Genomic DNA, 24,272 nt, shown 5'->3' on the forward strand with positions numbered 1-24,272 from the left:
GGAGTGCCTAGCCCTTCGCGCCGGCCTGGTTGGCGGACTGGATGAGCTGTGCCGGCGTGCTCTTGCCGGCGAGCATGTCGACGACGGCCACGTTGAGCGCGTTGCCCACGTTCTGCCCGAGGACGGTATCGAGCCACTGCGAGACGTACGGAGCCTTGTTGTAGGCCTCGAGGATCTGCTTGAGGTAGGGCTCGGTGACCTCCTTCTGCGCGACCGTGTTCACGGGCGGCGAGTTGTAGGCCTTGTAGTAGGCGACCTGCTGCGCGTTCGACCCGATGAAGTTCAGGAAGTCGACGCACTGCTTCGGGGCCTTGGCCGAGCACGAGTACCCGTCCACGCCGCCCATGATCGAGCCGGGCTCGCCCTTGCCGCCGGAGATCTCCGGGAAGGGGTACCACGCCAGGTCGGGCAGCGGCTTCTGGTCAGGCGTGAGCGACGCGATCACGCCGGGATCCCACGCGCCCATGAGCTCGCCCGCGGCCTTGTGGTTGGCGACGAGGCCTGCGGAGCTGCCCGCGCCCTGCTGAGCCGAGGTGGTGAGGAAGCCGTCGTTGAACGGCTTGGTCGCGGCGAAGTCGTTGACGTCCTTCGCGGCCTTCAGCCAGCACGGATCGTCGAAGTTCTTCGAGTCGCCGGTCTTCTCCATGACCGACGGCGAGCACTCGCGGAGCGCGAACCAGTAGAACCAGTGCGCGGCCGGCCATGCGTCCTTCGCGCCCAGAGCGAGGGGCGCGACACCCGAGGCCTTGAGCTTGGCGTTGGCCGCCTCGAACTCGTCGATGGTGGTCGGCGTCTGGGTGACGCCCGCCTTGTCGTAGAGGTCCTTGCTGTAGAAGATGCCGCCCGGCAGGACCGACAGGGGCATCGCCCACACCTTGTCCTGGTAGGTCTCGGCCTTGAAGGACCCGGCGGAGATGCCGCTCTTGGCCTCGCCGGTGACCTTGCCGGTGAGGTCCATGAGCTGGCCGGCCTGCACCATGGCGGCCATCTTGCCGCCGCCGCGCTGCAGGAAGATGTCCGGCGGGTCGCCCGCGTTGAGCGCGGTCTGGAGCTTGCCGTCCAGGTCCTCGTTCTGGATCGACTGCATCTTGATCGTGACGTTCGGGTTGGCCTTCTCGAACGCCGAGATGGCGTCCTTCCAGAACTGCTGACCCGGACCGGTCGTGGAGTTCTGCCAGAGCGTCATCGAGACCTTGCCGTCGCCGCCCTGACCCGAGCCGGCCGTGCTGCAGCCGGCGAGCGCCAGCGCACCGACGACGAGCGCGGCAGAACCCGCGAGGATCCTGTTGACTTTCATGTGATTACCGTTCTCTTCCTTGAGGAGCACCTCTGCTCCGGGGTGCGGTACAGCGCGATGGGAATCGCGCGAACTCGGTTCGGGGTCCGAGCGGGTAAAAGTCTGCGTCGGCAACAAATACTTGTCAAACGTTTTCGAAAACGATTTCCAACCGTTATGATTCGGGAGTCATGAAGCATCGCGCGACGATCAACGACGTGGCCGCCGCAGCCGGCGTGTCGGTGTCCACCGTGTCCAAGGCGGTGAACGGCCGATACGGCGTGTCCAGCCAGACGGTCGACCGGGTGCTCGCTGTCGTCGTCGAGCTCGGCTACGAGTCGAGCCTCATCGCCAGCAGCATGCGCTCGCGCACCACCGGGGTGATCGGGGTGCTCGTCGCGGACTTCGAACCGTTCAGTGCCGAGATCCTCAAGGGAGTCGGCCAGGCGCTGCGCCACTCGCGCCATGATCTGCTCGCCTACTCCGGCTCGCACGGCTCCGCGGACGGATGGGAGCGCCGCTCGCTCTCCCGGCTGAGCGGCACGCTCATCGACGGCGCCATCATGGTGACGCCGACGGTGGTGGATGCCGGCACCGAGGTGCCGGTCGTCGCAATCGATCCGCACACAGGTCCCGCCGATCTGCCGACGGTCGAGTCCGACAGCTTCGGGGGCGCGCTCCAGGCGACGCGTCATCTCATCGAGCTCGGCCACACCCGCATCGGGTTCATCGCGGGCCGCCCGGACCTGCGCTCGTCCATCGCACGGGATGCGGGCTACCGCCGCGCCCTCACGGAGGCCGGCCTGGCCGTCGACCCGACGCTCGTGGGCTCGGGCAGCTATCGCGCGGATGCCGTGCGCGAAGCCGCACTCGAGATGCTCGCCCGCGCCGACCGCCCGTCGGCGATCTTCGCGGCCAACGACATCACCGCCATCGAGATCATGAGGGTCGGCGCCGAGCTCGGGCTCGACGTTCCCGGGGACCTGTCGATCATCGGCTTCGACGACATCCCGGAGGGATCGAAGTCGACCCCCGCCCTTTCCACCGTCCGCCAGCCCATGCAGATGCTGGGCGCCGAGGCGGCGCGCCTGCTGCTCGCGCTCATGCAGGGCGAGACCCCCGACCCGATCCACCTCACGCTGCCGACGCGGCTGGTGCCGCGGGCGACCACCGCACCGCCGCGCACGAGCGCGGCCGGGATCCGCTGACAGCTAGGGCGTGGGCGCCGCGGTGGAGTCCCGCACGACGAGCTCGGGTGCCGCCGGCATCTCTTCGGTGTCGTCGCCCATCGCCGCCGCGACGCACCGGCGCGCCTCGCCGGTGATGTCGAGACGCACCGTGGTGAGCGCGGGTCGGTAGTACGCGGCATCCGGATTGTCGTCGAACCCGGTGATGCTGACGTCGGCCGGAACGCGCAGCCCGTGCTCCGCGAGCCCCGCGATGAGGCCGAGCGCCATCTGGTCGTTGGCCACCGCGATCGCCGTCGGGCCGTCCGGGGCGCGGACGGCCGCGGCGATCTCGCCCGCACGGGAGGCCGCATCCTTCGCCGACCAGTCGCCCGACCACTGCGGGCCGGCAGCGAGACCCGCGGCGGCGAGGCCGGCCTCGTGACCGGCGGCGCGGGCGCGCTCTTCGGTCCATTCCGCCGGACCGCCGAGCCGCGCGATGCGCGTGTGCCCGAGGGAGGCGAGGTGGGCCACCGCGAGCGCGGCGCCTTCGGACTGGCGCGCCGCGCCCGGTCCGTCGTGCATCGCCACGAGCGGGACACCGAGGCTGCGCGTCGCGAGCGCCTCGAGCGTGCGCGCATGCGGAGCGACGACGACGACCCCGTCGACGCCCTGACCGAGCACGTGCGCGAGAGCGTCGTCGACGGCGGCCGCGTCATCCGCCTGCGCATAGGCGGTGGCCACCCACCTCCCCCGCTCCCGGGCCGCGAGCGCGAGGGCGGCGATGGCGAAGGCGGGTCCGAACAGCGTCGAGTCGGAGGCGATCACCCCGAGGGTCCGCGTGCTGTTGGTGCCCAGTGTGCGCGCCGCGTTGTTCACGCGATATCCGAGCTCCGCCATCGCGAGCTCGACCTTGCGGCGGGTGTCGTCGCGGATGTGCGGGTGGTCGTTGATGACCCGCGACACCGTCTGCGTGGACACGCCCGCGGCCTGCGCGACGTCCCGCACCCCCACGCGGCCCGAGTGCTGCCGTGGCTTCGTCATGCGTCCTCCGCTGAACACGGTAGCGCCCGTGACGGAGACGCCCGTCGAAGGCTCGGTCACCACCACCATGAGCGGCCGCGCAGCAGGTCGCCGAAGTCCTCGGGCGAGCCGCGCCAGGGCTGCCGCGAGCCGAGGTAGCTGTCGACGACGGCCCGGCCCAGTTCATCGAGCTCGGGCGCCACGACCTGACCGTGCGCACGTTGGGCGAGGGCATCCATGAACCGCGCGAGACCGGGGTCGTCGCCGAGCCGGAAGAACGTCGTCTGCGTTCCCAGCCGCTGCACGTTGTCGAGCTCGTGCACCGTGATGGCGACTGTGCGGGGATCCGGCGGGTACGCGAACGCCACACGGCCGTCCGACTCGAGGTGCGCCGTCGGCTCGCCGTCGGTGACGACGAGCAGCACGGGCTGGGCGGCGGGATTGCGCCGGAAGTGCCGCTGGGCCAGCAGCAGCGCATGGTGGAGGTTCGTGCCCTTGTCCCACACGGCATCCCTCGCCGTCAGCTGCTCGATGTCCATCACTTCGGCGTAGCGGGAGAACGCGATGAGCTGCAGCTTGTCGCCGCGGAAGCGGCTCGAGATGAGGTGGTGCAACGCGAGCGCCGTGCGCTTCATGGGCACCCAGCGGCCGTCCATCGCCATCGAGAACGACGTGTCGACGAGCAGGGCGACGGCGGCCGTCGTGCGCTGCTCGGTCTCCACGACCTCGACGTCGCGCGTGTCCAGGTGCACCCCGGCGGATGCGTCTCCCCCGTCGGCGACCGTGCGCAGCACGGCGTTCGACACCGTGCGCGGGATGTCCCACGGCTCGGTGTCGCCGAAGGCCCATTCCCGCGTCGCGCCGGTGCGATCGCCCGCCGCTCCCGCCTGACGCGTCTCGCGCTGGCCGGCGCGCCCCGACTGGTGCGTCGCGATGTCGCGCAGCAGGGCGCGGCCGAGCTGGCGCATCGCGCGCGGGGTGAGCCGGAGCGCGCCGTCCGAGGCCCGCTGCAGCATCCCGGTGTCCTTCAGCTCCTGCTCGAGGTCGCGCAGGGCGCGGGCGCTGACAGCCGCATCCTCGCCGACGAGCCGCGCGAGCGCATCGAGGTCGATGTCGTCCATGCGCGCGCCGGGAGAGAACTGGCTCAGCTGGTCGCTCAGCGAGTCGAGGTCGGAGAGGTCCTGCATGACGCCGGTCGCCTCGCCGAGACCGGTCGGCTCATCGCCGGAGAAGGATGCCGAGCCCGTCCAGTCCTCGCCGGGCCGCAGCGAGCGCAGGTTGTCGTCCAGCCGCGAGAGCCCCTGCATGAGCTCCGGGGAGCCGAAGGCCTGAGCCGCGAGGTTCATGAGCTCCGCGCGCTGCTCGGGCGTCATCGAGTTCAGCATCCGCTGCGCGGCCGCTGAACGCTCTGCGAGGGTGTCCAGCAGCTCGTCGAGGTTCTGCGGATTCTCCGGGAACTGGTCCCCGTGCCGGCGCATGAACTCGTCGAAGTCCTCCTGCGTGTCCTCCCCCAGGCGGCGCTTCTCGAGCAGGTCGTTCAGGTCGTTCAGCATGTCGCGAACGGCCTGGCGGTCCTCATCCGTCGCGTTCTCGAGGGCATTCTTCATGCCTGCGAACCGCTGGTCCAGCAGCTCGCGGCCGAGCAGCTCCTTGATGCGCTCGTAGTCGGCACGCGCCGACGGGCTCTGCCACTCGTAGTCGGCGAGGTCGTTGACGGCGGCGGCCGTGCTCGGCGGAAGGTTCTCCATGCGCATCTCGGCGAACGCGCGGGCGTCCTCGTCCATCGCGACGTCGGTCGCGAGGCGCTTGCGCTCCTCGAGCACCGCGTGGTCGAGGAGCTTGCGGATCTCCTCCAGCGTGCCGTCGAGGCGGTGTCGCCGCAGCAGCTCCGAGCGCCGCTCGCGCACCCGCCGGGCGAGGTCGTCGAGTCCCTCGCGATCGCGGTCGCCGCGGCGGAGGTACTCGCGCATCGCGCGCTCCGCCGAGGTTCCCGACATCACCTCGGCGCCGATCGCCTCGAGCGCGGCCTGCACCGGAACGGGCGGCTCGAGCGGATCGCCGCCCGAGTATCTGCCGTAGCGCGAGGTGTGCTGCGGCACACGGTGGAAGCCGCGCACCATCAGACGGCCCTCCCGCGGCCGCGGACGGCGACCGGCATCCCGTCATCCATAGACCGTCTCCCCCGCTGCGCTGTCCTTGCCGATCCGGCGGTCGAGGTACAGGGCCTCGAGCAGCAGCTCGAGAGCGCCCGCACGCTCGCCCGGCGTGCCGGCATCGAGCCGCTCGGCGACCTTGTCGTACAGGTCTGACTCGCCGAGCACCGGCATCGCCTCGAGCACATCGGCCGCGGGCACCTGCTCGCCCGTCATCACCGTGGCGCCGTCGCGGACGGCCTCGACGAGGATCCGCGTGTCGAGCCCCGCCAGGTGCGCCCGCGCCGTCTCCGCGACGGCGGTCCGCAGGAGGTGCTCCAGGATGGCGCGCTCACGCCCCTCCTCGCCGGTCTCGAACTCGATCTTGCCGCCGAGCACGTCGACGGCGGTCTCGAGGTCGACCGGACGGGCGACCGCGACCTGCTCGTGCTGTCGTGTCGCGCGGTGCAGGGCGGCTGCGGCGATCGTCTCGGCGCCGGCGATCGCGAAGCGGGCCGAGACTCCCGCGCGCTGGTCGACGGCATCCGATTCGCGGAGGTTGCGCGTGAAGCGCGCCAGGATCTCGAGCAGGTGATCCGGCACCTGGGCCACGAGGTCGGCCTCCTGGCGGATGACGGCGATCTCCTCGTCGATCGTCTGGGGGTAGTGGGTGCGGATCTCGGCACCGAACCGGTCCTGCAGCGGCGTGATGATGCGACCGCGGTTCGTGTAGTCCTCCGGGTTCGCCGTGGCGACGATGAGGACGTCGAGGTCCAGCCGCAGGATGTAGCCCCGGATCTGGATGTCCCGCTCCTCCATGACGTTCAGGAGCGACACCTGGATGCGCTCGGCCAGGTCGGGCAGTTCGTTGATCGCGACGATGCCACGGTGGCTGCGCGGCACGAGCCCGTAGTGGATCGTCTCGGGATCGCCGAGCGACCGACCCTCCGCGACCCGGATCGGGTCGACATCGCCGATGAGGTCGGCGACCGAGGTGTCCGGCGTCGCCAGCTTCTCGGCGTACCGCTCGGTGCGGTGGCGCCACGCGACCGGCAGGTCGTCGCCGAGCTCGGCGGCGCGGCGCAGCGACGCGGGGGTGATCGGGTGGAAGGGATGCTCGCCGAGCTCGGAGCCCTCGATGACCGGCGACCAGTCGTCGAGGAGGCCGACGAGACTGCGCAGCAGGCGGGTCTTGCCCTGCCCGCGCTCACCGAGCAGGACGATGTCGTGGCCGGCCAGCAGAGCGCGCTCGAGCTGCGGGATGACGGTCGTGTCGAAGCCGTGGATGCCGGGCCACGGGTCGCTTCCCTCCGCGAGCGCGGCGAGGAGGTTCTCGCGGAGTTCGACGCGCAGGGGACGATGCGTGTGCCCCGACGCACGCAACTGTCCGGTCGTGGTGATCGCGGGAGGCGGCGTTGTCATGTCCAGAGAGTAGGTCTCCCGGACCCACCCGAGGGCCGATTTCAGCAGATCTTCATGAGCTCGGCGGGCAGTCGGCGCCCCACAGCTCCTCGTACCCGAGGCCGGGGGCCGTCGGAGCGGAGACGCGTCCGAACGCATCGACCTCGGGTCCGCGGGTCACCGGGTTGGACGTGACGAGGCTCTCGAAGTAGGTCGTGTTGGGGATGGACATGCACAGGTGGATGTTGGGCTGGCCCATGCCGTGCACCTCGGCCCTCAGGTGGAACGAATCGGCGAGATGGGCGATCCGCAGCGACCCGGTGATGCCGCCGCGCAGCACGGAGCCCGTCCGGACGGCGGACGCGCATCCGGACGCGATGAAGTCCGCCGTGTTCATGTGGGCGCCCGCGCTCACCTCCGCGACGAGGAGCGGCACGTCCACGCGCTCGGCCAGCTGCGTGTACGCCGTCACGCTGAATTCGCGCATGGGCTCCTCGTACCAGAGGTAGGAGGCGTCGCTCAGCGCGCGGCCGACATGGATGGCGTCCATCAGGTCGAATCCCGCTGATCCGTCGTACATGAGGGGGACGTCGTCGCCGACGTGCTCCCGCAGCGCGGTGATGAGCCGTACGTCCTCGCGAGCATCGCCCCACGCGTGCAGCTTGATCGCGCTGTAGCCGAGATCCAGGCACTGATCCGCGACGTCGAGGTACTCCTCGATGCTCGAGTACGTCACCGTCGAGGCGTACGCCGGGATCGAATCGCGGAACGATCCGATCAGCCGATGGACCGGCTCTCCGGCAGCCTTGCCGGCGATGTCCCACAGGGCGTCGTCGACGAGCCCGTGCACGTATGCGGGGAAGTACTCGATCCTGTCCAGCTCCCACATCCGGTGCCACAGCCACTCCCGTCGCAGCGGGTCCTGGCCGGTCAGTTCGTCGCGGAGGCGACGGTCCACGAGGTCGGTGAGGATGAGTCCCCGCGGGCACGGCGCATAGCCGCGGATCCCCTCATCGGTGGTGAGCACGAGCCAGCCCATGGTGCGGGCGGGATCCGACCCGGGCAGGCCGCGCCGCCACGCGAAGGCGGGCTGGGTGGCCGGCTCGTCGGAGAGGAGGACGTCGACGGAGACGATCTTCATGGAACTGATTCCTTCACGCTGGTGCCCACGGATCGGGAACGGCGGGGATGCGGAGCGCGCGACGCTCCGCAGTCCTCGTCATCCTTCGGAGAGCGCCGGTTCCGCGCGAGCGAGCACCGGCGTCGTGGACCCGGGCTGCCCGAGGTCGAAGTACTCGACCACGCCGGCAGTCAGCGGCGGCACCGTCCGTCCTCCCTGGTCGGAGCGCATCGAATCAGTCGCGAGCACACCTGTCGCGATCGCCTGACGGGCGGCGATCGGAGACGTCTCGGTCGTTCCTCCGTGTCGGACGAATCGGAGGAACTCGCCGATCAGCTTGGGGTCGGCTCCTCCGTGCGAGCCGACTTCGTTCGGGACGCGGACGACCTCGTCCGGCGCGGCGTAGCCCCCGCGCCGGGTGGTCCACACGTTGATGACGGCATCGACGGTGTCGCCCACGTTCTCCAGACGCCCTCTCGTCCCGATGACGGTGTAGTTGCGCCAGTAGTCGGGCGAGTAGTGGCACTGCTGGTAGGTCGCGAGCACACCGTTGTCCAGTTGCATCGTGACCAGAGAGAGGTCTTCGACGTCGACCCGCGGGTTGATGCCGGTCATCGTGCTGGGCGGCCAGTTCGACTCGCTGATCCAGTCGGTCATCATCTCACCGTCCGGCGTTCCGCGTTCGCCGTGGTCGCCGTAGACGGTGAGTCCCCCCATCCCGGCGACGCGTTCGGTGTACCCGTCCGCGAGCCAGTGGATGATGTCGATGTCGTGGGCGCCCTTCTGCAGCAGCAGGCTGGTGGAATGACGGCGCTCGGCGTGCCAGTCCTTGAAGTAGTAGTCGCCCCCATTGCCGACGAAGTGGCGCACCCAGATCGACTTCACCTCCCCGATCCGTCCGGATCGGATGATGTCGCGCATCGCGCGGGTGAAGGCCATGTGTCGCATGTTGTGCCCGACGTACAGCCGGGATCCCGTTCGCCGGGCCGTCTCCAGCATCGCGTCGGCATCCTCGATGCAGATCGCCATCGGCTTCTCGCAGAACACCGCCAATCCGGCCTCGAGGCAGGCGATGGTGATCGCGGCGTGCGTGTCGTCGGGTGCGAGGACGAAGACGGCGGCGATGCCGGAGCCGATCAGGTCGTCGAGGGAGTCGGTCACGAATGCGTCGGGGAATTGCGCACGAGCGCGGTCACGGGCGGTGGGAGACGGGTCGCAGATCGCACGGATCTCGACATCCGGGGTCTGTGCGAGCTCCTCGGCCATGAGGGCTCTGATCCCGAACCCGACGATTCCGACAGGGGTGGTCATGTGATGTGGGTCCTTTTCGAGGAATGGAGGGCTAACCCTTGACGCCGGAGAAGGCGATGCCCTTGATGAATTGGCGTTGCAGGACGAGGAAGACGACGATCATCGGCAGAGACGCGAGCAGGGCTCCGGCCATGAGAAGGGGGTCGTCCTTGAGGCGCAGGTCGGTCAGCAGCGTCAGTCCGACGCTGAGCGGCATGGAGTTCTCGTCGCTGGCGACGACGAGCGGCCACAGGAAGTCGTTCCACGACCAGAGGGAGGTCAGAACGATGAGGGCGATGATGCCGGGCTTGGCCAGGGGAAGCATCACATGCCAGAAGATCTGCCACTCATTGGCGCCGTCGAGGCGGGCGGCTTCTTCCATGTCGATCGGAAGGGATTGGAAGAACTGCCGCAGCAGGAAGGTTCCGAAGACGCTGAACAGCCCGGGCAGGGCGATTCCGAAGATCGTGTTCAGCATTCCGAGGTGCTGGATGATCTCGTACTGCGGAAGGATGAACAGCTGCCCGGGCACCATCAGGATGGCGAGGAATCCGATGAAGAGGATGTTCTTGCCCGGGAAGGTGAATCGGGCGAAGCCGTAGCCGGCCATCGTGCACAGCGCGACCTGTCCGATCGTTCGGATCACGGTCAGCAGGACCGAGTTGCCGAGGAGGTGCCAGAACGGGATGGTGTTGAGCACCTTGTCGTATGCCCGCGTCGTCGGCGGCAGCGGCAGCACCTGGGGCGGGACGGATGCCGCGACCGAGAGCGTCTTGAACGAGGTCAGGATCTCCCAGATGAACGGGAAGATCATCAGGACGGCGCCCGCGATGAGCAGCGTGTAGACGAGCCACAGACGACGCGATTGACGCTTCCGACCGCTCGATCGCGCGAGCGTGATGCTCATCGTCTCACTCATAGTGCACCCACTTCTTCTGCAGCCCGAACTGGATGGCGCTCAGGATCAGGATGATGACGAGCAGGACACACGCGATGGCGGCGGCATAGCCCTGATCGTGAGTCATGAAGCCCTTCTCGAAGAAGAGCGAGACCATGCTCCTCGAGGCCGGATAGGCCGGGTTGGTCGCCGGATCGATCATGAGGTAGATCAGGTCGAAGACCTGCATCGACGCGATGACGCTCAGAACGCACAACAGGAACGTCGTCGGAGAGATCAGCGGCACGGTGATGGAGAGGAACCTCCGTACCGGCCCGGCGCCATCGAGCTCCGCGGCCTCGTACAAGGACTCGGGCACGCCTTGGAGGCCGGCGATGAAGATGATGATCTGCGTGCCCAGCCCCATCCAGATTCCGACGAGAGCGACGACGACGACGTTCACCACGGGCGTCGACAGCCAGGCGACTCCGGGCAGACCGATCCCGCGAAGCACGGTGTTGATGATCCCGTTGTCGACGTTGAGGAGGAGGCGCCACACCAGCGACACGGCGACCGGCATCGTCACGACGGGCAGGAAGTAGATCACGCGGAACGTGCCGCGGAATCGGAGACCGGCCGTGTTCAGCAGCGCCGCGATCACCAGTGCGATCGGGATGCCGAGCAGGGCGATCCCCGCATAGAGCAGCGTGTTCAGCAACGCGCCACCCAGTTCGGGCTGGGTGAAGACGGTCACGAAGTTGTCGAGCCCCACCCAGCTGCTTCCGCCGAACGCGCCCACCTTCTCGAAGGCCATCTCGATTCCGCGAACGATCGGCCAGAAATAGAACGCTGCCAGCCCGACGAAGGCCGGCCCGATGAACAGCAGCGCCCACCAGTTGGACTTGCGGTTGCGTCTCCGCCGCGTGGGCGCACCGGGAATGGTGCGCCCACGCGTGGTGGAGATCTCTTGTTCGAGGACGGTCACCGACTACTCCTTGGCGAGCGCGTCGTTCATCTGCTTCGCGAGGTCCTGCAGCCCCTGCTCCGGGGTGGTCTTCCCCGAGTAGATGTTGTTGATCTGCGTGGCCTCGAAGGCGTTCCACACCGCCGTGTTCTTGGAGATCGGGTAGGGAGCAGCCACCTTCGCCTCGTCCAGGAAGATCTGTGCGTCCAGGTCGGGCAGCGCCTTCACCCAGTCCTGCTGGGTGCCGTTGTACGCGGGGATGACGGTGCCGGTCGTGGCCTGGATCTCCGCGGACTGCTTGCCGCTCAGGAACGCGGCGAGCTTCTCGGCCCAGCCGACGTTCTTGGACTTCGCATTGGCGACGTTCGCGAGACCGTGGATGACAGAGACGTTGCTGTCCGGACCGGCCGGCAGAGGTGCCACGCCCACGTGACCCTTCAGACCGTCCGCCTTGCTGTACGTGCCCGCGGCCCAGGAACCGTCCCAGAACATGCCCATCTTGCCCGAGCTGAACGTGTCGCCCGGCCAGGTGTCCGTGATCTGCTGCAGGCTCGGCGAGGAGCCGTTCTTGATCAGGTCGTTCCAGAAGTTGATCCCCTGCAGCGCCTCGGGCGAGTCGTAGCCGGACGTCTTGCCGTCGCTGCTGATGATGTGGCCGCCGGCCTGCAGGATCGTGTTGTAGAACGTCATCTGGCCGTACGGGGCGGATGCGGTGCCCCACACGCCCTTGGCCGGATCGGACAGCTTCTTCGCGTCGGCCTGGAACTCCTCCCACGTCCATCCCGCCTTGGGGTAGGCGAGGCCGGCGGCATCGAACAGCGCCTTGTTGTAATAGACACCGATGGTGTCGTAGTCCTTCGGAGCCCCATACAGCTTGCCGTTGTAGGTGTACAGGTCGACGAGGGACTTCGGGTAGTTGCCCTTGTCTCGGCCCACGGCGTCATCCAGGGGGGCGAGCTGGTTGTTCGAGGCGTACAGCTGGAAGTTCGGACCGTTCAGCCAGAACACGTCCGGGCCCGCGCCCGCGGTCAGCTGCGTCTGCAGTTTCGTCCAATAGTCCTTCGCGGGAACGACCACGATGTCGACCTTGACGTTCGGGTTCGACTTGGTGAACTCATCCGCGGCCTTCTTCAGAGCGGGCTGCTGATTCTGGTCCCAGATCGCGTAGTTCAGCGTCACGGGACCCTTCGACAAGCCGCCGTCGGCGGCGCTCGACGATGCCGAGCAGGCGCTGAGGGCGACCGCGGCGGCGGCGGCGACGCTTGTCGCGACCACGAATCGGTGAGGCATCTTCGCCACGATTCTCCTACTTTCTGTGCTGTGGAACTTTGGTTGCTGAAACGTTTAGTCTCTGGAGAGTACGACCTGTGCTTAAACGTTTCGGACTGCCATGATCTTGCATGTCGCAGACATCGGATGTCAAGGGTTCGGGACAAGTTGCATGAAGAACGCGACGAGGGCGCTCCCCTGTCGGATCAGCGCGCCGGCCGTGCAGTGCGATCAGCTGCCCACCGTCGACTGACGCGCGAACAGTTCCAGCTGCAGGTCGAGCAATCGGCCGGGCGGAGTATCCGGGCGATCTGCCCGCTCGAACAGGAACTCGGCGATCTGGCGTCCGAGCTCCGGCGACCCGACCGAGCTCAACCCGACCGCGGCGGACTGCGCGGCATCGCCGATGCCGATCACCGCGACGTCTTCGGGAACCCGGAGCCCGCGCTCTCGCGCGACCTGCATGGTCGCGTACCCGGCGAAGTCGGCCGACGCGAAGACAGCGGTAGGGCGGTCGGGCCTGCCGAGGAGCTCGTGTGCCGCTCGGTAGGGATCCACGAGATTCCGCTCGTAAGGCTGGATGTACCCGTCCGGCACGGGGATGCCCGCATCCGCCATCATCGCCCGATACGCGTTCAAGCGCTGGTCCTGCTCGCCGCCGTACTGCGAGGCGAGGAAGCCGATCGCCCGATGCCGCTCGAGCAGGTGCGTCATCGCGATCTCGCTCGCGCGCCGGTCGTCGAAGCGCACGACGTCGAACCCGCGGGGCTCGAGAGTGGACGAGTAGATCGCCACCTTGCCCGCCACCGCCCCGAGCTGCTCGACGCACTCCTCGGGGGTGGAGCCGACCGCTGCGGCGACGAACGCCGCGTCGAATTCGACGCGCTTCAGCGCCGCGGAGTAGTCCGTGTCGACCGCGATCAGCGCCGTGAGCCCGTGCTGGGGGGCCAGGGCGGTCACGGATTCCGCGATGCCCACGGTCCAGGGATCGCTCAGCATGTGCAGCACCAGCTGGAGAACGCCCGTGCGTCCGGTGCGGACCGATCTCGCCATCGAGTTCGGGCTGTACTCGAGCTCGCGGGCGGCCGCTTCGACGCGGGCCCTGGTCTCCGACGACACGCGCGCACCGCGGGCCCGCGAGCCGGTCAGCGCATAAGACGCGGTGGCCACCGAGACATCGGCGAGCGTCGCCACATCGCGGATGGTCACCCGCCGCACTGGATCCACGGTTCCTCCTCGGCCATCGGACGACGGCGCACGCAGGGCATATCCTAGGCGCCCCGCCGGACCCCGCTGCGGACGATCACGGCAACACCGGCGAGACAGACGATCATGCCGATGACCTCGGGCGGCCCGGGCCACGGCTCCTGACGCAGCGCGATGTTCTCGATGCGAACGACGATCGGGACCGCGAGCGAGAGTGTCGCGGCGAACACCGCGCCCTTCTCATGGATGAGGCGATGCTGCAGGAAGTAGACCGGAACGTAGATCGCGATTCCGAGCACGGCGAGCCACAGCCAGGCGGAGATGGGGAGCGAGAGGAGCCCAGGGAGCCGGCCGGACACGGCCTGCATCGCCAGCAGACCCGCCGTGCCGAACAGGAAGATCCCGAGCAGCAGATCATCGGGCACGTGCCCGCGCGAGATGTGGGCATAGTGCAGACCGTAGAGGGATGCCGCGCACAAAGCGATGATGCCGGCTCCGATGCCCATGACCACCACGACCGGCGAGACCTCCTTGTGATGGAACGAGCCGAGCGCGTACACCACGGCGCCGACGACCGTCAGCGCGACCGCCGCGATCGCCGCTGGTCGATGGCGGTGCGCCAAGAAGATGTGGCCGATCACGAGCGTGAGGGTCGGAACCATGGCAACGATCAGATTCGTGATCGACGCACCGACGAGGGCGATGGCGCTGAGGGATGCGGTGGAGTACGCGCTGACCCCGAGGATGCCGCTGACGAGCAGGACCCGTGGCCTCCGCACGAGTTGGCTGAGCGAGCGCGTGATCGTCGACCGACTGCGGAGCGCGATGAGGGCGAGGCCGATGCAGCTCAGCATCGACCTGCCCGTGGCCACGGCATCCGGTGGCTCGTGCTGGACGAGGTGGGCGGACACGACCCACGTCGCAGACAGGAGGAGGACCAGGCCCACCGACATGACCACGACGGCCCGGCCGGACGCAGATCGCGGATGCGTCGTGCTGTTCATGTCCCCGCGCCTCCCATTCGCCCCGCGCGAGCGGGACGTGGCGGCCGCATCTGGAAGGCCGCCGGTCGCGAGGGCGCGAGGTGCTTAATCGTTTAGATTACTGGCGGCCAGTCATGCAGAGACTGTCGAAGATGCGATCAGGGCACCGGGAGGAACCGCTCCGGCACGTTCTGGTACGCGATCGGCCGGAGGAAGCGATCGATCGCGTGGGTTCCGACACTGGTGTGCAGACTGCTCGTCGCGGCCGGGTAGGGCCCGCCGTGCTGCTGGCCCACCGCGACGGCGACGCCCGTGGGCCAGTCGTCCCACACGATGCGACCGACGCGGTCCTCCATCACGCCCAGCACCCGGCGGACGATCGCATCGTCCTCATCGTCCGCGTGGATCGTACCGGTGAGGGACCCCTCGACGGTGCCGAGCGCGTCGACGAGCTCGGCACCGTCGCGGTACCGGATCACGAGTGCCGCCGGGCCGAAGCACTCCACGATCGACGCGGGGTCGGCGAGCACCGACGCCGCGTCCGTCGCAAGGAGCAGCGCACGCGAAGCGCCTGCCTCGGACCTGCTCAGGATGCTCACCCCCGGGTGGTTCTCGAGCGCTGTGCTGGTGTCTTCGAATCCCGCGGTGATGCGCTCATTGAGCAGTTCGTGCAGGGACGCGTCGCGCACCGCCGAGAGCAGCGAATCGGGGACGGGCACCGACTCCGGCCAGAAGAGCAGTCCCGGCTTCGTGCAGTACTGTCCCGCGCCCAGGGTGAAGGAGGCGAAGAAGCCCGCGGCGATCTCGTCGCCCCGCGTGGCGGCTGCATGCGGGGCGACGACCGCCGGATTCACGCTGCCCAGCTCGCCGTAGAACGGGATCGGTGTGGGCCGGGCACACGCGATGTCGAACAGGGCTCGGCCGCCCTTCAGCGAGCCCGTGAAGGCCGCAGCGCCGACCCTCGGATCCTGGAGTGCACGGATTCCTGCCTGCGTGCCGGCGATGAGGGCCAGCGTGCCCGGCGGGCAGCCGTGCGCCTCCAGCACCGGTGCGACCACCTGCCAGGTCGCCACCGAGAGGCGCGGATGACCGGAGTGCGTCTTGACCACGACCGGGCAGCCCGCGGCCAGGGCGGACGCGGTGTCGGTGCCGGCGACGCTGAAGGCGAACGGGAAGTTGCTGGCCGCGAAGTTCAGGACCACCCCGATCGGCCGGTGGCTGCGGTACAGCTCGGGGCGCGGCGCGGGATCGGCCGCTGCATCCGCGGGGTCGTGATCCACGCGGAAGGCGGTGGATGCCGCCTGACCGTACAACTCGAGCTGGAACGCGGTGCGCTCGATCTCGCCCCGCAGCCGCCCCTCGGGCAGATGAGTCTCCTCACGCGCGATCGGGATCAGCGCTTCGGCTGCGTCGCGCAGAGCCGCCGCGGCGGCATCCAGAGCCCGGCGCCGGCCGTCGATGCCGAGAGCAGCCAGCGGACCGCGTGCCGCCGCCGCGGCGGCGAACACGGCGTCGAGCTCTGCATCGGTCGTCGCGGAGAGGGTCGCGGTCGGCGTCGGGGTGGTGGTGGTCATGTCGTGCTCCAAGGCGGGACGGGCTGAATCAGGGGTCGCGAGGGGATCGATCGCTCGTGGGTCGGGGTGCGGCTGTCTCAGGCGGGAGGCTGGCTGAGCTCCTTCAGAATCGAGGCCAGGCCGGGCTCCAGATCGGCGCGGCCGCGGAGCACGTCGGCGAGGGGGCGGTCGAGGTCCGCCCCGTAGAAGCTCTCGGCTGCCTGGATGTGCGCGAGCATCGCGGCGCGTGCGCCTTCTTCGTCCTGTGCGGCGATCCGGTCGCACAGGACGTCGTGCAGGTCGGCCCCGACGACGCGCGGGTCGCTGAGGCTTCGCGCCATCATCGCGTGGGCGAGCGTGCGGATGGAGGCGAACATGACCTGCAGCACGGGGTTCCCGGTCGCCTCGACGATCGCGGTGTGGAATTCGAGGTCGACATCCGCCGCCTCCGGAATCAGCGCGGTATCGAACCGGGCGACGAGCTCGTGCAGTCGGCGCAGGTCCGCCGTGCTCCTGTTGCGCGCCGCCAGTGCGGCGGCCGCCGGTTCCAGGACGGCTCGTGCCGCCATGAGGTCCTTGGCGGTGACCAGGCCCGAGCGGGCCAGCTGCTCAGCCGTGCCGGCTCCGAGAGCGGGCTGGAACTCGCGCACGAACGTGCCGCGACCACCCGCGGTCACGATGAGCTGCCGTTCCTGCAGGATCCGCAAGGCCTCACGGATCGCCGAGCGAGCGACCTCGAAGCGCTCCGCCAGTACGCGCTCCGAAGGGAGGCGTACGCCCGCCTGCCATCGGCCGGAGACGATCTCGTCCTCGAGTGCTGCGACGATCTGCGGCACTCCGCGGAAGCCGGGGCCGGGGCCGGGGATCTCGGATGTCAGGCGGTTGCTCATGCCACAGTCCTTCTTCGTCTTCCGCTGCCCGACCGGGATTGTGTCGGTGCGACCGGTCGGACCAACAGTATCTCCGGAGCGGGAGGGTTCTTCCAGGGCATCACGGGTGCTCAGTCCATCGGCCGGAGGCTCGCGCCGCCGTCCACCGTCAGCACCGACCCGGTCATGTACGACGCCATCCTGGAGCAGAGGAACAAGCAGGCATCCGCCACCGACTGTGTCGTCTGCAGCGCCCCCAGCGGGATGGCCGATCCGGCGCGTCGCCGGTAATCGTCGTTCGTCTGCCACTGGTGCAGCGCCATGCCGGCGCCGACGATGCCCGGGGCGATCGCGTTGGCGCGTATGCCATGCGGCGCGAGTTCCAGGGCGAACTGCCGCATCATCGCAGTGATCGCGGCCTTCGTGGCGATGTACGGGCCGATCTCGGGCCACGGATGCTCCGCCACCCAGGACGTCGTGAAGAGCAGGTGACCCGGCATCCCGCCGCTCGTCCATCGCCGAGCCGCCTGGCGGGCGGTCACGTACGCGCTCCTCAGATTCGACCGCACGAGCGCATCGAATCCGTCCAACGGGTAGTCGATGAGCGGATGGGTGCCCACCGCCCCGGCATGGCACATGACGATCGTCGGGAGGCGGCCTTCGTCCGTCAGCCGGTCGAGCACGCCGTCGATCGCTGCGGGGTCGGCCGCATCCACGCCGGTCGTCAGATCAACGGATTCGACGAGGGCGCCCCGCGCACGAAGGGTGTCGACGATCGTCTGCCCGAGTGCGCCGCCGCCGCCGGTGATGAGGATGCTCTCGCCGGAGAGATCCAGTGCCGCGTCCGTGTCCATCGTCTCCCCGAGCTCCAGTTGACAGGAATAGCCGTGCTCGACATACTAGCCCGAAAGTGGTCTGACCGGCAGTACCAGTCCTACCAGCCTGGTGCGCCCCGAGCTGAACAACGAGGTCCAGGACGATGTCCGCTCTTCTCGAAGTACGGGATGTTTCGAAGCGGTTCGGCGGTGTGCGCGCGCTCAGCGGCGTGTCGTTCAGCGTCGACGCCGGCGAGGTCGTCGGCCTGATGGGCGACAACGGTGCCGGCAAGAGCACGCTCATGAAGACGATCGCCGGCGCCCACGCCCCCGACGCAGGCGAGATCCTCGTCGACGGCGCGCCGGTCGCCTTCGCCTCCCCCCGGGATGCGACGGCGGCCGGGATCGCGGTGGTCTATCAGAACCTCGCGCTCGTCGATCAGCGGGACGTGGCCGCCAATGTCTTCCTCGGTCGAGAACTGACGCGCTTCGGCTTTCTCGATCGCGCCCGGATGCGAGCGGAGGCGCAGGCGGTCATCACGGAACTCGGGGTGAAGATCCGCTCCATGCGGCTTCCCGTCGGCGGCATGTCCGGCGGGCAGCGTCAGGGAGTGGCGATCGCGCGCGCTGTCCACCTCGGCGGCCGCCTGGTGCTCCTCGACGAGCCGACCGCTGCGCTCGGGCCGGAGCAGCAGCAGGCCGTCCTCGACCTCATCACTCGGCTCCGCGACCAGGGCACCGCCGTGATCCTCGTCAGTCACAACATCGATCACGTCATGGCGGTCGCCGATCGCATCGTCGTCATGCGGGAGGGACGTGTCGCCGGGGTGAAGGCGGTGGCCGACACCGCCGCGCTCGAGGTCATCCAACTGATCATGTCCACCTCTGCCGGAGCCCTCGCATGAGCACAACCGCTCCCACGACGACCGCCACCTCCGCTGTGGTGGTCCACCGCCAAGAGCAGTTCGACCAGTCGGCGTGGTACCGGCTGATCCGTCGCGACGAGGTGGGCATCTTCGCGGCGACGGTGGTCCTCATCCTGGCCGCGGCGATCTTCGCACCTCACTTCCTGGATGCCGACAACCTGCTGAGCATCGCGCAGCAGATCGCCATCATCGCGATCGTCGCCGCCGGCATGACCTACGTCATCGTGGTCGGCGAGATCGACCTGTCGGTCGGCTCCCAGTACGGCTTCCTCGCCGTCTTCTTCGCCTGGAGCATCCACGACTGGGGCATCCCTGCGGGCGCTGCGATTCCCGCCACCCTGATCCTCGGCCTCGGCACCGGTGCCCTCAACGGTGTGGTCACGACCATCTTCGGCATCCCGTCGTTCGTCGTCACGCTCGCCGCGCTCGCCGTCTACCGGGGCGCCGCGCTGCTGCTGTCCGAAGGCGTACCGATCATCGCGTCCAAGAACGAGGTGTTCCGAGCGATCACATCCGGCTACCTCTTCCCCGGCCTCAGCGCACAGACACTGTGGATGATCCTCCTCTTGCTCGTCCTGGGTGTCGTCCTCGCCTTCACCCGATTCGGATCCAACGTCTATTCGGTCGGCGGCAATCGATCGGCCGCCGCCGACGCCGGCATCGATGTGAACGTCACGAAGATCATCTGCTTCGCCCTCACCGGTTTCCTGTGTGCGGTCGCCGCCCTACTGCTCACCGGCTGGCTCGGAAGCGGCAACCCGCTGACTGGCACGGGATTCGAGCTCAGCGTGATCGCCGCCGTCGTCGTCGGCGGCGCCTCCCTCACGGGCGGCAAGGGCACCATCGTGGGCACGTTCCTCGGCGCAGTCGTCGCCGGCGTGCTCAACAACGCGCTGATCCTCGCGGGCATCAGCAACAACTGGCAGCAAGTGGCCACCGGGCTCCTCATCGTCGTTGCGGTGTTCATCAATCGCCTGGTGGCCAAGCGCACAGGCGCCGACTTGCGCACCTGACCCGACGGGTCCGCACCGTGCCCGACCGAGCCGGTGCGGCGTGCCGGAGGACCGATCCACGCTCAATCAGCAGTCCCACCCCAACGAAGGAGTCGACCAATGTCAGAGAACAGTCAAGAAAACGGACACATCAGCCGGCGCGGTCTCATCGTCGGCGGTGGCGCCGCAGCCGCCCTCGGCGGGGCCGCAATGCTCCTTGCCGCGTGTTCGCCCGAGAAGCCGGCCGCGGCAGCGGCCGCATCGGTCGGAACGGGCAGCGCCCAGGCGGGCAAGAAGGTCGTCTTCATCGTGCACGACAAGAACTCCTTCTTCGCTCCGGTGCAGGCGGGGTTCGAGGACTTCGGCAAGGCGATGGGGTGGAAGACGCAGTTCAACGGCCCCTCCCCGCAGGATGTGCAGCAGACCGTCGACATGCAGAAGAATGCACTGAACAGCAAGCCCGACGGCGTCATCTTCACCTGCATCGACCCGACGGCCTTCGACGCGAACATCCAGCAGGCGATCGACTCGAAGATCCCGGTGGTGCTCTCGAACGTCGCCACGGGCGCCGACAAGAAGTTCCGTATCGGTTTCGTCGGTCAGAGCTTCATCGTCGCGGGCATCGACGCAGGCATGCTCGCAGCCAAGTATGCGAAGCAGCACACGGGGCAGACGAGCGGCGTGATCATCGTCGGCAACTTCGCGCCGGGCAACAGCGCGCTCGACGACCGCGCCACAGGCATCAAGCAGGGGGTGGATCGGTTCAACCAGCAGAACGGCACGAGCTACACGACGGAGCTCCTCGTCACCTCCACCGACGAGACGAAGGCGGTCGGCGCGATCGACGCGCGCTACCGCAAGTCGCCTGTCGTCGGATGGGCGATGACCGCATTCGACCACCAGTTCGTCGCCACCTGGGCCAAGCAGAACAACCTGGTCGGCAAGTTCGCCGTCGGGGGCTTCGACGAGACGGCACCCGTGCTGCAGGGCATCAAAGACGGAGGTATCGACTTCACGCTCGGGCAGAACCCCTACGCGCAGGGGTGGCTGGCCGCCGCGATGATCGCGGAGCAGATCGGCGCCGGATACCCCGGCAGCAGCGTCGACACCGGCGCGGAGATCGTGGACAAGTCGAACATCGCCGAGATCATGGTCCGCGAGGCGAAGTACGCCTGATGCGCATCACTTCCCTCGAGACCCTTCGACCGGCGCTGCAGCCGAACCTCGTCTTCGTGCTCCTGCATGCCGACGACGGAACGGTCGGCCTCGGTGAGGCGTTCTTCGGCGCGCGAGCGGTGGAGGCCTACCTGCACGAGACCGCAGCGAGGATTCTGTTCGATCTGGACGATGTCACCCCCGCGTCCGCGGCGCTGGCTCTGCGCCCTTACAACGGCTTCGCCTCGGGCGGCGTCGAGCAGCGGGGGAACGGGGCGGTGGACCTCGCCATCTGGGACGCCGTCGGCCAGCGGTCGGGGCTCTCGGTCGCACGTCTGCTGGGTGGTGCGGTGCGCACCACCCTCGAGACGTACAACACCTGTGCGGGTGCGGACTATGTGCGCACGTCCACCCAGCAGAACTCGGCGAACTGGGGCACCGATCATTCCGCCTCGCCGTGGGAGGATCTGGACGCGTTCCTGACCAGACCGGAGCAGTTGGCCACGGAGCTGCGGGCCGAAGGCATCACGGGGATGAAGATCTGGCCGTTCGATCGGGCGGCGGAGCGGACCGCAGGCACATCCATCTCATCGAGGGAGATGGATGCCGCGCTCGGCATCGTCGCGGCCGCCCGCGCCGGAGGCGGTCCTGATATGCGGATCATGATCGAGCTCCACGGCCTCTGGCAGCTTCCTGCGGCCACCGAGATCCTTCACCAGCTCTCGGAGTTCCAGCCGTTCTGGGTCGAGGATCCGATCCGCTCCGACGCCGTGGACGCATACGCCCAGCTTCGCCGCCGCACGGAGGTGCCGATCGCGGGGGGCGAGACGGCGGTCGGACGACGCGGGTTCGCACCGCTCCTGGGAGCGGGCGTTCTCGACTACGCCACCGTGGATGTGCAGTGGACCGGAGGACTGGTGGAGGCGAGGCAGGTCGCCTCTCTCGCCGATGCGCACGGGGTGCCGATCGCACCGCACGACTGCACCGGCCCCGCGACCCTCGCTGCCGCCATCCATCTGACGGCGAGCCAGCCGAACGGCGTGATCCAGGAGACGGTGCGCGCCTTCCTCCGCACCTGGTACCGCGATCTGGTGACCGGCCTGCCGGAGGTCGAGGATGGGCACGTGACGGTGCCGGATGATCCCGGACACGGCGTGAAACTCAGGCCGGAGGTACTCGCGGCAGCCGCCGACGGCACCGACGCTTCCGTCTGCCGTCGCGTGAGCACGCCGTGAGCGAGCCCGTCGGCGCTGCGATGCGCGCGCTCCGCTGGCACGCGCGTGGTGACCTGCGTGTGGAGACCGTGCCCACTCCTCGTCCCCGCGCCGGCGAGGCGCTCATCCGCGTGGAGAGGGTCGGATTGTGCGGAACGGATGTCGAGGAGTACCGCACCGGTCCGCACGACATCCCCGTGGACGCACCTCACCCCGTCTCCGGCGCGATGGCGCCGATGATCCCCGGCCATGAGGTGGTGGGCGTCGTCGTCGCATGCGCGGACCGCCCCGACCTGGTCGGCCGCCGGGTCATCCCCGACGTCGTGGACGGATGCGGCGACTGCTGGTGGTGCCGCCATCACGAGGAAGGGCTCTGCCCGCGCCTGGTCGTCAGAGGCCAGACCGGCGATGGGGGCCTCGCCGAGTTCATGCTGTGCCGAAGCCGCACGATGGTGCCGGTGCCGCCCGATGTGCCCGGCGATGTCGCGGCGTTCGCCGAGCCTGTCGCCGTCGCCACGCGGGCCGTGGCGAAAGCCGGCGATCTTCGGGGTCGTGTCGCGGCTGTGGTCGGCACCGGTGTGGTGGGGAATCTCATCGCACAGGTGTGCATCAGCGAGGGCGCGACCGTGGTCGCGATCGACCCGGCGGCACATCGGCGAGCGCTTGCCGCCGAGGTGGGAGCCGTCGCCGCGTCGCCGGACGACGGCCCCGCCGAGGTGGGACGCGTCAGCGGAGGACGCGGCGCGGATGTCGTGTTCGAATGCGCCGGTCGGCCGGACTCGTTCGATGCCGGCTTCCGCCTGGCGCGCCGCGGAGGATCGATCATCCTCGTCGGCATCAACGACTCCGGCCCCGCCTTCCCCTGGCGTCAGGCCGTCCTGCACGAGCTGCGGATACTCGGCACGGCCGCCCATATGTGGGACACCGACGTGACGGCGGCCGTTCACGCCCTTGCCGACGGCACGGTGCAGGTCGGGGCACTGCTCAGCAAGACGATCGCGTTGGAGGAGGTTCCCGCCATGCTCCACACGCTCAGCGAGCCGAACACGCTCGCCAAGGTGCTCGTGGACCCCGGCGCGACATCCGCCCTACGTTCGGAAGACAAGGAGGGCAGGTGATGGAGATCACGATCCTGTACGACGCGCACGCGGAGGTGGGTGAAGGTCCCGCCTTCGACGCGCGAACCGGCGAGCTCCGGTGGGTGGACATCCTCCGCGGCCAGGGATGGCGGGCCGCCGCCATCGCGGCCGCCGACGGGACCCTCGCCGCGCACGGGGCCTGGCAGGAGGAGCTGCGCGTCGATACGCACATCGGGGCCGTGCTTCCAACACGCGACCCCGGCGAGCTCCTGCTCGTCATCCGTGACGGCTTCGTGCGCCACGACCGCGCCACGGGACACCGCATCCCACTCGCGGCGCCGCTGCGCGATCGGCCGCTGGTGCGCTTCAACGACGCCAAGGTGTCGCCTGACGGCCGCGCTTTCGCCACGACCATGCCCTACGAGGCAGGGACGGATGCGGGCGAGCTGTATCGGCTCGACCCGGATGGCGCCACCCCGATTCTCGGGGACCTCGGACTCGGCAACGGCCTGGGCTGGTCGCCGGACGGCCGCACGATGTACGTCGTCGACTCGACCGCGCACACCGTGTACCGGGCGGACTACGACCCGACCACCGGAGCAGTGGGCGAGGCATCGCCGTTCCTCCGGCTCCGCCTGGCTCCCGATGCCATCCCCGACGGCATGTGCGTGGATGACGAGGGCGGGCTCTGGCTCGCGATCATGGGTGGCGGACGCCTCGAGCGCTATCTCCCAGACGGCACCCCCGACCGCCAGGTGCTCCTGCCGGTGCGCAGCCCCACGAGCGTGTGCTTCGCCGGCGCCGGGCTCGACACGCTCATCGTCACCTCCTTGAGCTACCGGTACAGCGCGGCCGACCACGCCGCAGACCCCCATGCCGGCGCCGTCCTCGCCATCACCGGCCTCGGTGTGACGGGCCCGGCCGCCACGCCGTGGGAACCGGCCACAGCCGGCCTGTGACGC

21 protein-coding genes are annotated in these 24,272 nt (G+C 68.9%); 7 read left to right on the top strand and 14 right to left on the bottom strand.

Annotation, left to right across the window (positions count from 1 at the left end; genetic code table 11):
- Positions 1 to 7 precede the first annotated feature (7 nt).
- Entirely contained in the window at positions 8 to 1,297 is a 1,290-nt protein-coding gene (locus SM116_RS16350; RefSeq protein WP_320942029.1) for an ABC transporter substrate-binding protein, read from the bottom strand.
- A gap of 170 nt (positions 1,298 to 1,467) precedes the next feature.
- Here SM116_RS16350 and SM116_RS16355 point away from each other — a divergent pair, with 170 nt between their 5' ends.
- The gene (locus tag SM116_RS16355) at positions 1,468 to 2,484 is read left to right on the top strand and encodes a LacI family DNA-binding transcriptional regulator (RefSeq protein ID WP_320942030.1); all 1,017 of its coding nucleotides are present in this window, start codon (positions 1,468 to 1,470) and stop codon (positions 2,482 to 2,484) included.
- Positions 2,485 to 2,487: 3 nt separating this feature from the next.
- Here the strand turns inward: SM116_RS16355 and SM116_RS16360 are convergent, their stop codons facing one another.
- The 13 genes from SM116_RS16360 to SM116_RS16420 form a co-directional block, all read right to left on the bottom strand.
- A complete protein-coding gene (locus tag SM116_RS16360; protein ID WP_320942031.1) occupies positions 2,488 to 3,486 on the bottom strand; it encodes a LacI family DNA-binding transcriptional regulator in 999 nt (332 codons plus the stop codon).
- Positions 3,487 to 3,542: 56 nt separating this feature from the next.
- Entirely contained in the window at positions 3,543 to 5,585 is a 2,043-nt protein-coding gene (locus tag SM116_RS16365; protein WP_320942032.1) for a vWA domain-containing protein, read from the bottom strand.
- Between the two features lie 42 nt (positions 5,586 to 5,627).
- Positions 5,628 to 7,019, bottom strand: coding sequence for a sigma 54-interacting transcriptional regulator (locus SM116_RS16370; RefSeq protein WP_320942033.1), 1,392 nt, complete (start codon positions 7,017 to 7,019; stop codon positions 5,628 to 5,630).
- A gap of 52 nt (positions 7,020 to 7,071) precedes the next feature.
- Positions 7,072 to 8,139 (bottom strand): enolase C-terminal domain-like protein, encoded by a 1,068-nt coding sequence (locus SM116_RS16375; RefSeq protein ID WP_320942034.1) that lies wholly within the window; start codon positions 8,137 to 8,139, stop codon positions 7,072 to 7,074.
- A gap of 78 nt (positions 8,140 to 8,217) precedes the next feature.
- On the bottom strand, positions 8,218 to 9,429 hold the full coding sequence (locus SM116_RS16380; RefSeq protein WP_320942035.1) for a Gfo/Idh/MocA family protein: 1,212 nt from the start codon (positions 9,427 to 9,429) through the stop codon (positions 8,218 to 8,220).
- A 31-nt stretch (positions 9,430 to 9,460) separates the two neighbouring features.
- Positions 9,461 to 10,315 (bottom strand): carbohydrate ABC transporter permease, encoded by an 855-nt coding sequence (locus SM116_RS16385; RefSeq protein ID WP_320942036.1) that lies wholly within the window; start codon positions 10,313 to 10,315, stop codon positions 9,461 to 9,463.
- Positions 10,316 to 10,319: 4 nt separating this feature from the next.
- Positions 10,320 to 11,270, bottom strand: coding sequence for a carbohydrate ABC transporter permease (locus SM116_RS16390; RefSeq protein ID WP_320942037.1), 951 nt, complete (start codon positions 11,268 to 11,270; stop codon positions 10,320 to 10,322).
- Positions 11,271 to 11,273: 3 nt separating this feature from the next.
- Entirely contained in the window at positions 11,274 to 12,539 is a 1,266-nt protein-coding gene (locus SM116_RS16395; protein ID WP_320944199.1) for an ABC transporter substrate-binding protein, read from the bottom strand.
- 210 nt (positions 12,540 to 12,749) lie between these two features.
- Entirely contained in the window at positions 12,750 to 13,727 is a 978-nt protein-coding gene (locus tag SM116_RS16400; RefSeq protein ID WP_320942038.1) for a LacI family DNA-binding transcriptional regulator, read from the bottom strand.
- A 62-nt stretch (positions 13,728 to 13,789) separates the two neighbouring features.
- Entirely contained in the window at positions 13,790 to 14,728 is a 939-nt protein-coding gene (locus SM116_RS16405) for a DMT family transporter (RefSeq protein ID WP_320942039.1), read from the bottom strand.
- A gap of 137 nt (positions 14,729 to 14,865) precedes the next feature.
- Positions 14,866 to 16,281, bottom strand: coding sequence for an aldehyde dehydrogenase family protein (locus SM116_RS16410; protein ID WP_320942040.1), 1,416 nt, complete (start codon positions 16,279 to 16,281; stop codon positions 14,866 to 14,868).
- Between the two features lie 77 nt (positions 16,282 to 16,358).
- The gene (locus SM116_RS16415; RefSeq protein ID WP_320942041.1) at positions 16,359 to 17,150 is read right to left on the bottom strand and encodes a FadR/GntR family transcriptional regulator; all 792 of its coding nucleotides are present in this window, start codon (positions 17,148 to 17,150) and stop codon (positions 16,359 to 16,361) included.
- A gap of 110 nt (positions 17,151 to 17,260) precedes the next feature.
- Positions 17,261 to 17,983: an SDR family NAD(P)-dependent oxidoreductase gene (locus SM116_RS16420; RefSeq protein ID WP_320942042.1), complete on the bottom strand. Its 723-nt coding sequence runs from the start codon at positions 17,981 to 17,983 to the stop codon at positions 17,261 to 17,263.
- Positions 17,984 to 18,108: 125 nt separating this feature from the next.
- Between SM116_RS16420 and SM116_RS16425 the strand changes: the two genes are divergently transcribed.
- The 6 genes from SM116_RS16425 (at position 18,109) to SM116_RS16450 (ending at position 24,269) form a co-directional block, all read left to right on the top strand.
- A complete protein-coding gene (locus SM116_RS16425; protein ID WP_320942043.1) occupies positions 18,109 to 18,849 on the top strand; it encodes an ATP-binding cassette domain-containing protein in 741 nt (246 codons plus the stop codon).
- A complete protein-coding gene (locus SM116_RS16430; RefSeq protein WP_320942044.1) occupies positions 18,846 to 19,883 on the top strand; it encodes an ABC transporter permease in 1,038 nt (345 codons plus the stop codon). Before SM116_RS16425 ends, SM116_RS16430 begins: the two co-directional genes overlap by 4 nt.
- Before the next feature lie 99 nt (positions 19,884 to 19,982).
- Positions 19,983 to 21,038: a substrate-binding domain-containing protein gene (locus tag SM116_RS16435; protein ID WP_320942045.1), complete on the top strand. Its 1,056-nt coding sequence runs from the start codon at positions 19,983 to 19,985 to the stop codon at positions 21,036 to 21,038.
- Positions 21,038 to 22,252, top strand: a complete 1,215-nt coding sequence (locus tag SM116_RS16440) for a mandelate racemase/muconate lactonizing enzyme family protein (protein WP_320942046.1) — start codon at positions 21,038 to 21,040, stop codon at positions 22,250 to 22,252. Before SM116_RS16435 ends, SM116_RS16440 begins: the two co-directional genes overlap by 1 nt.
- On the top strand, positions 22,249 to 23,349 hold the full coding sequence (locus SM116_RS16445; RefSeq protein WP_320942047.1) for a zinc-dependent alcohol dehydrogenase: 1,101 nt from the start codon (positions 22,249 to 22,251) through the stop codon (positions 23,347 to 23,349). The genes SM116_RS16440 and SM116_RS16445 overlap by 4 nt, the downstream gene beginning before the upstream one ends.
- The gene (locus SM116_RS16450; RefSeq protein ID WP_320942048.1) at positions 23,349 to 24,269 is read left to right on the top strand and encodes an SMP-30/gluconolactonase/LRE family protein; all 921 of its coding nucleotides are present in this window, start codon (positions 23,349 to 23,351) and stop codon (positions 24,267 to 24,269) included. The genes SM116_RS16445 and SM116_RS16450 overlap by 1 nt, the downstream gene beginning before the upstream one ends.
- Positions 24,270 to 24,272: the final 3 nt, after the last annotated feature.

Origin of the sequence: Microbacterium rhizosphaerae, from assembly GCF_034120055.1 — a bacterium.
Classification (GTDB): Bacteria; Actinomycetota; Actinomycetes; order Actinomycetales; family Microbacteriaceae; genus Microbacterium; species Microbacterium rhizosphaerae.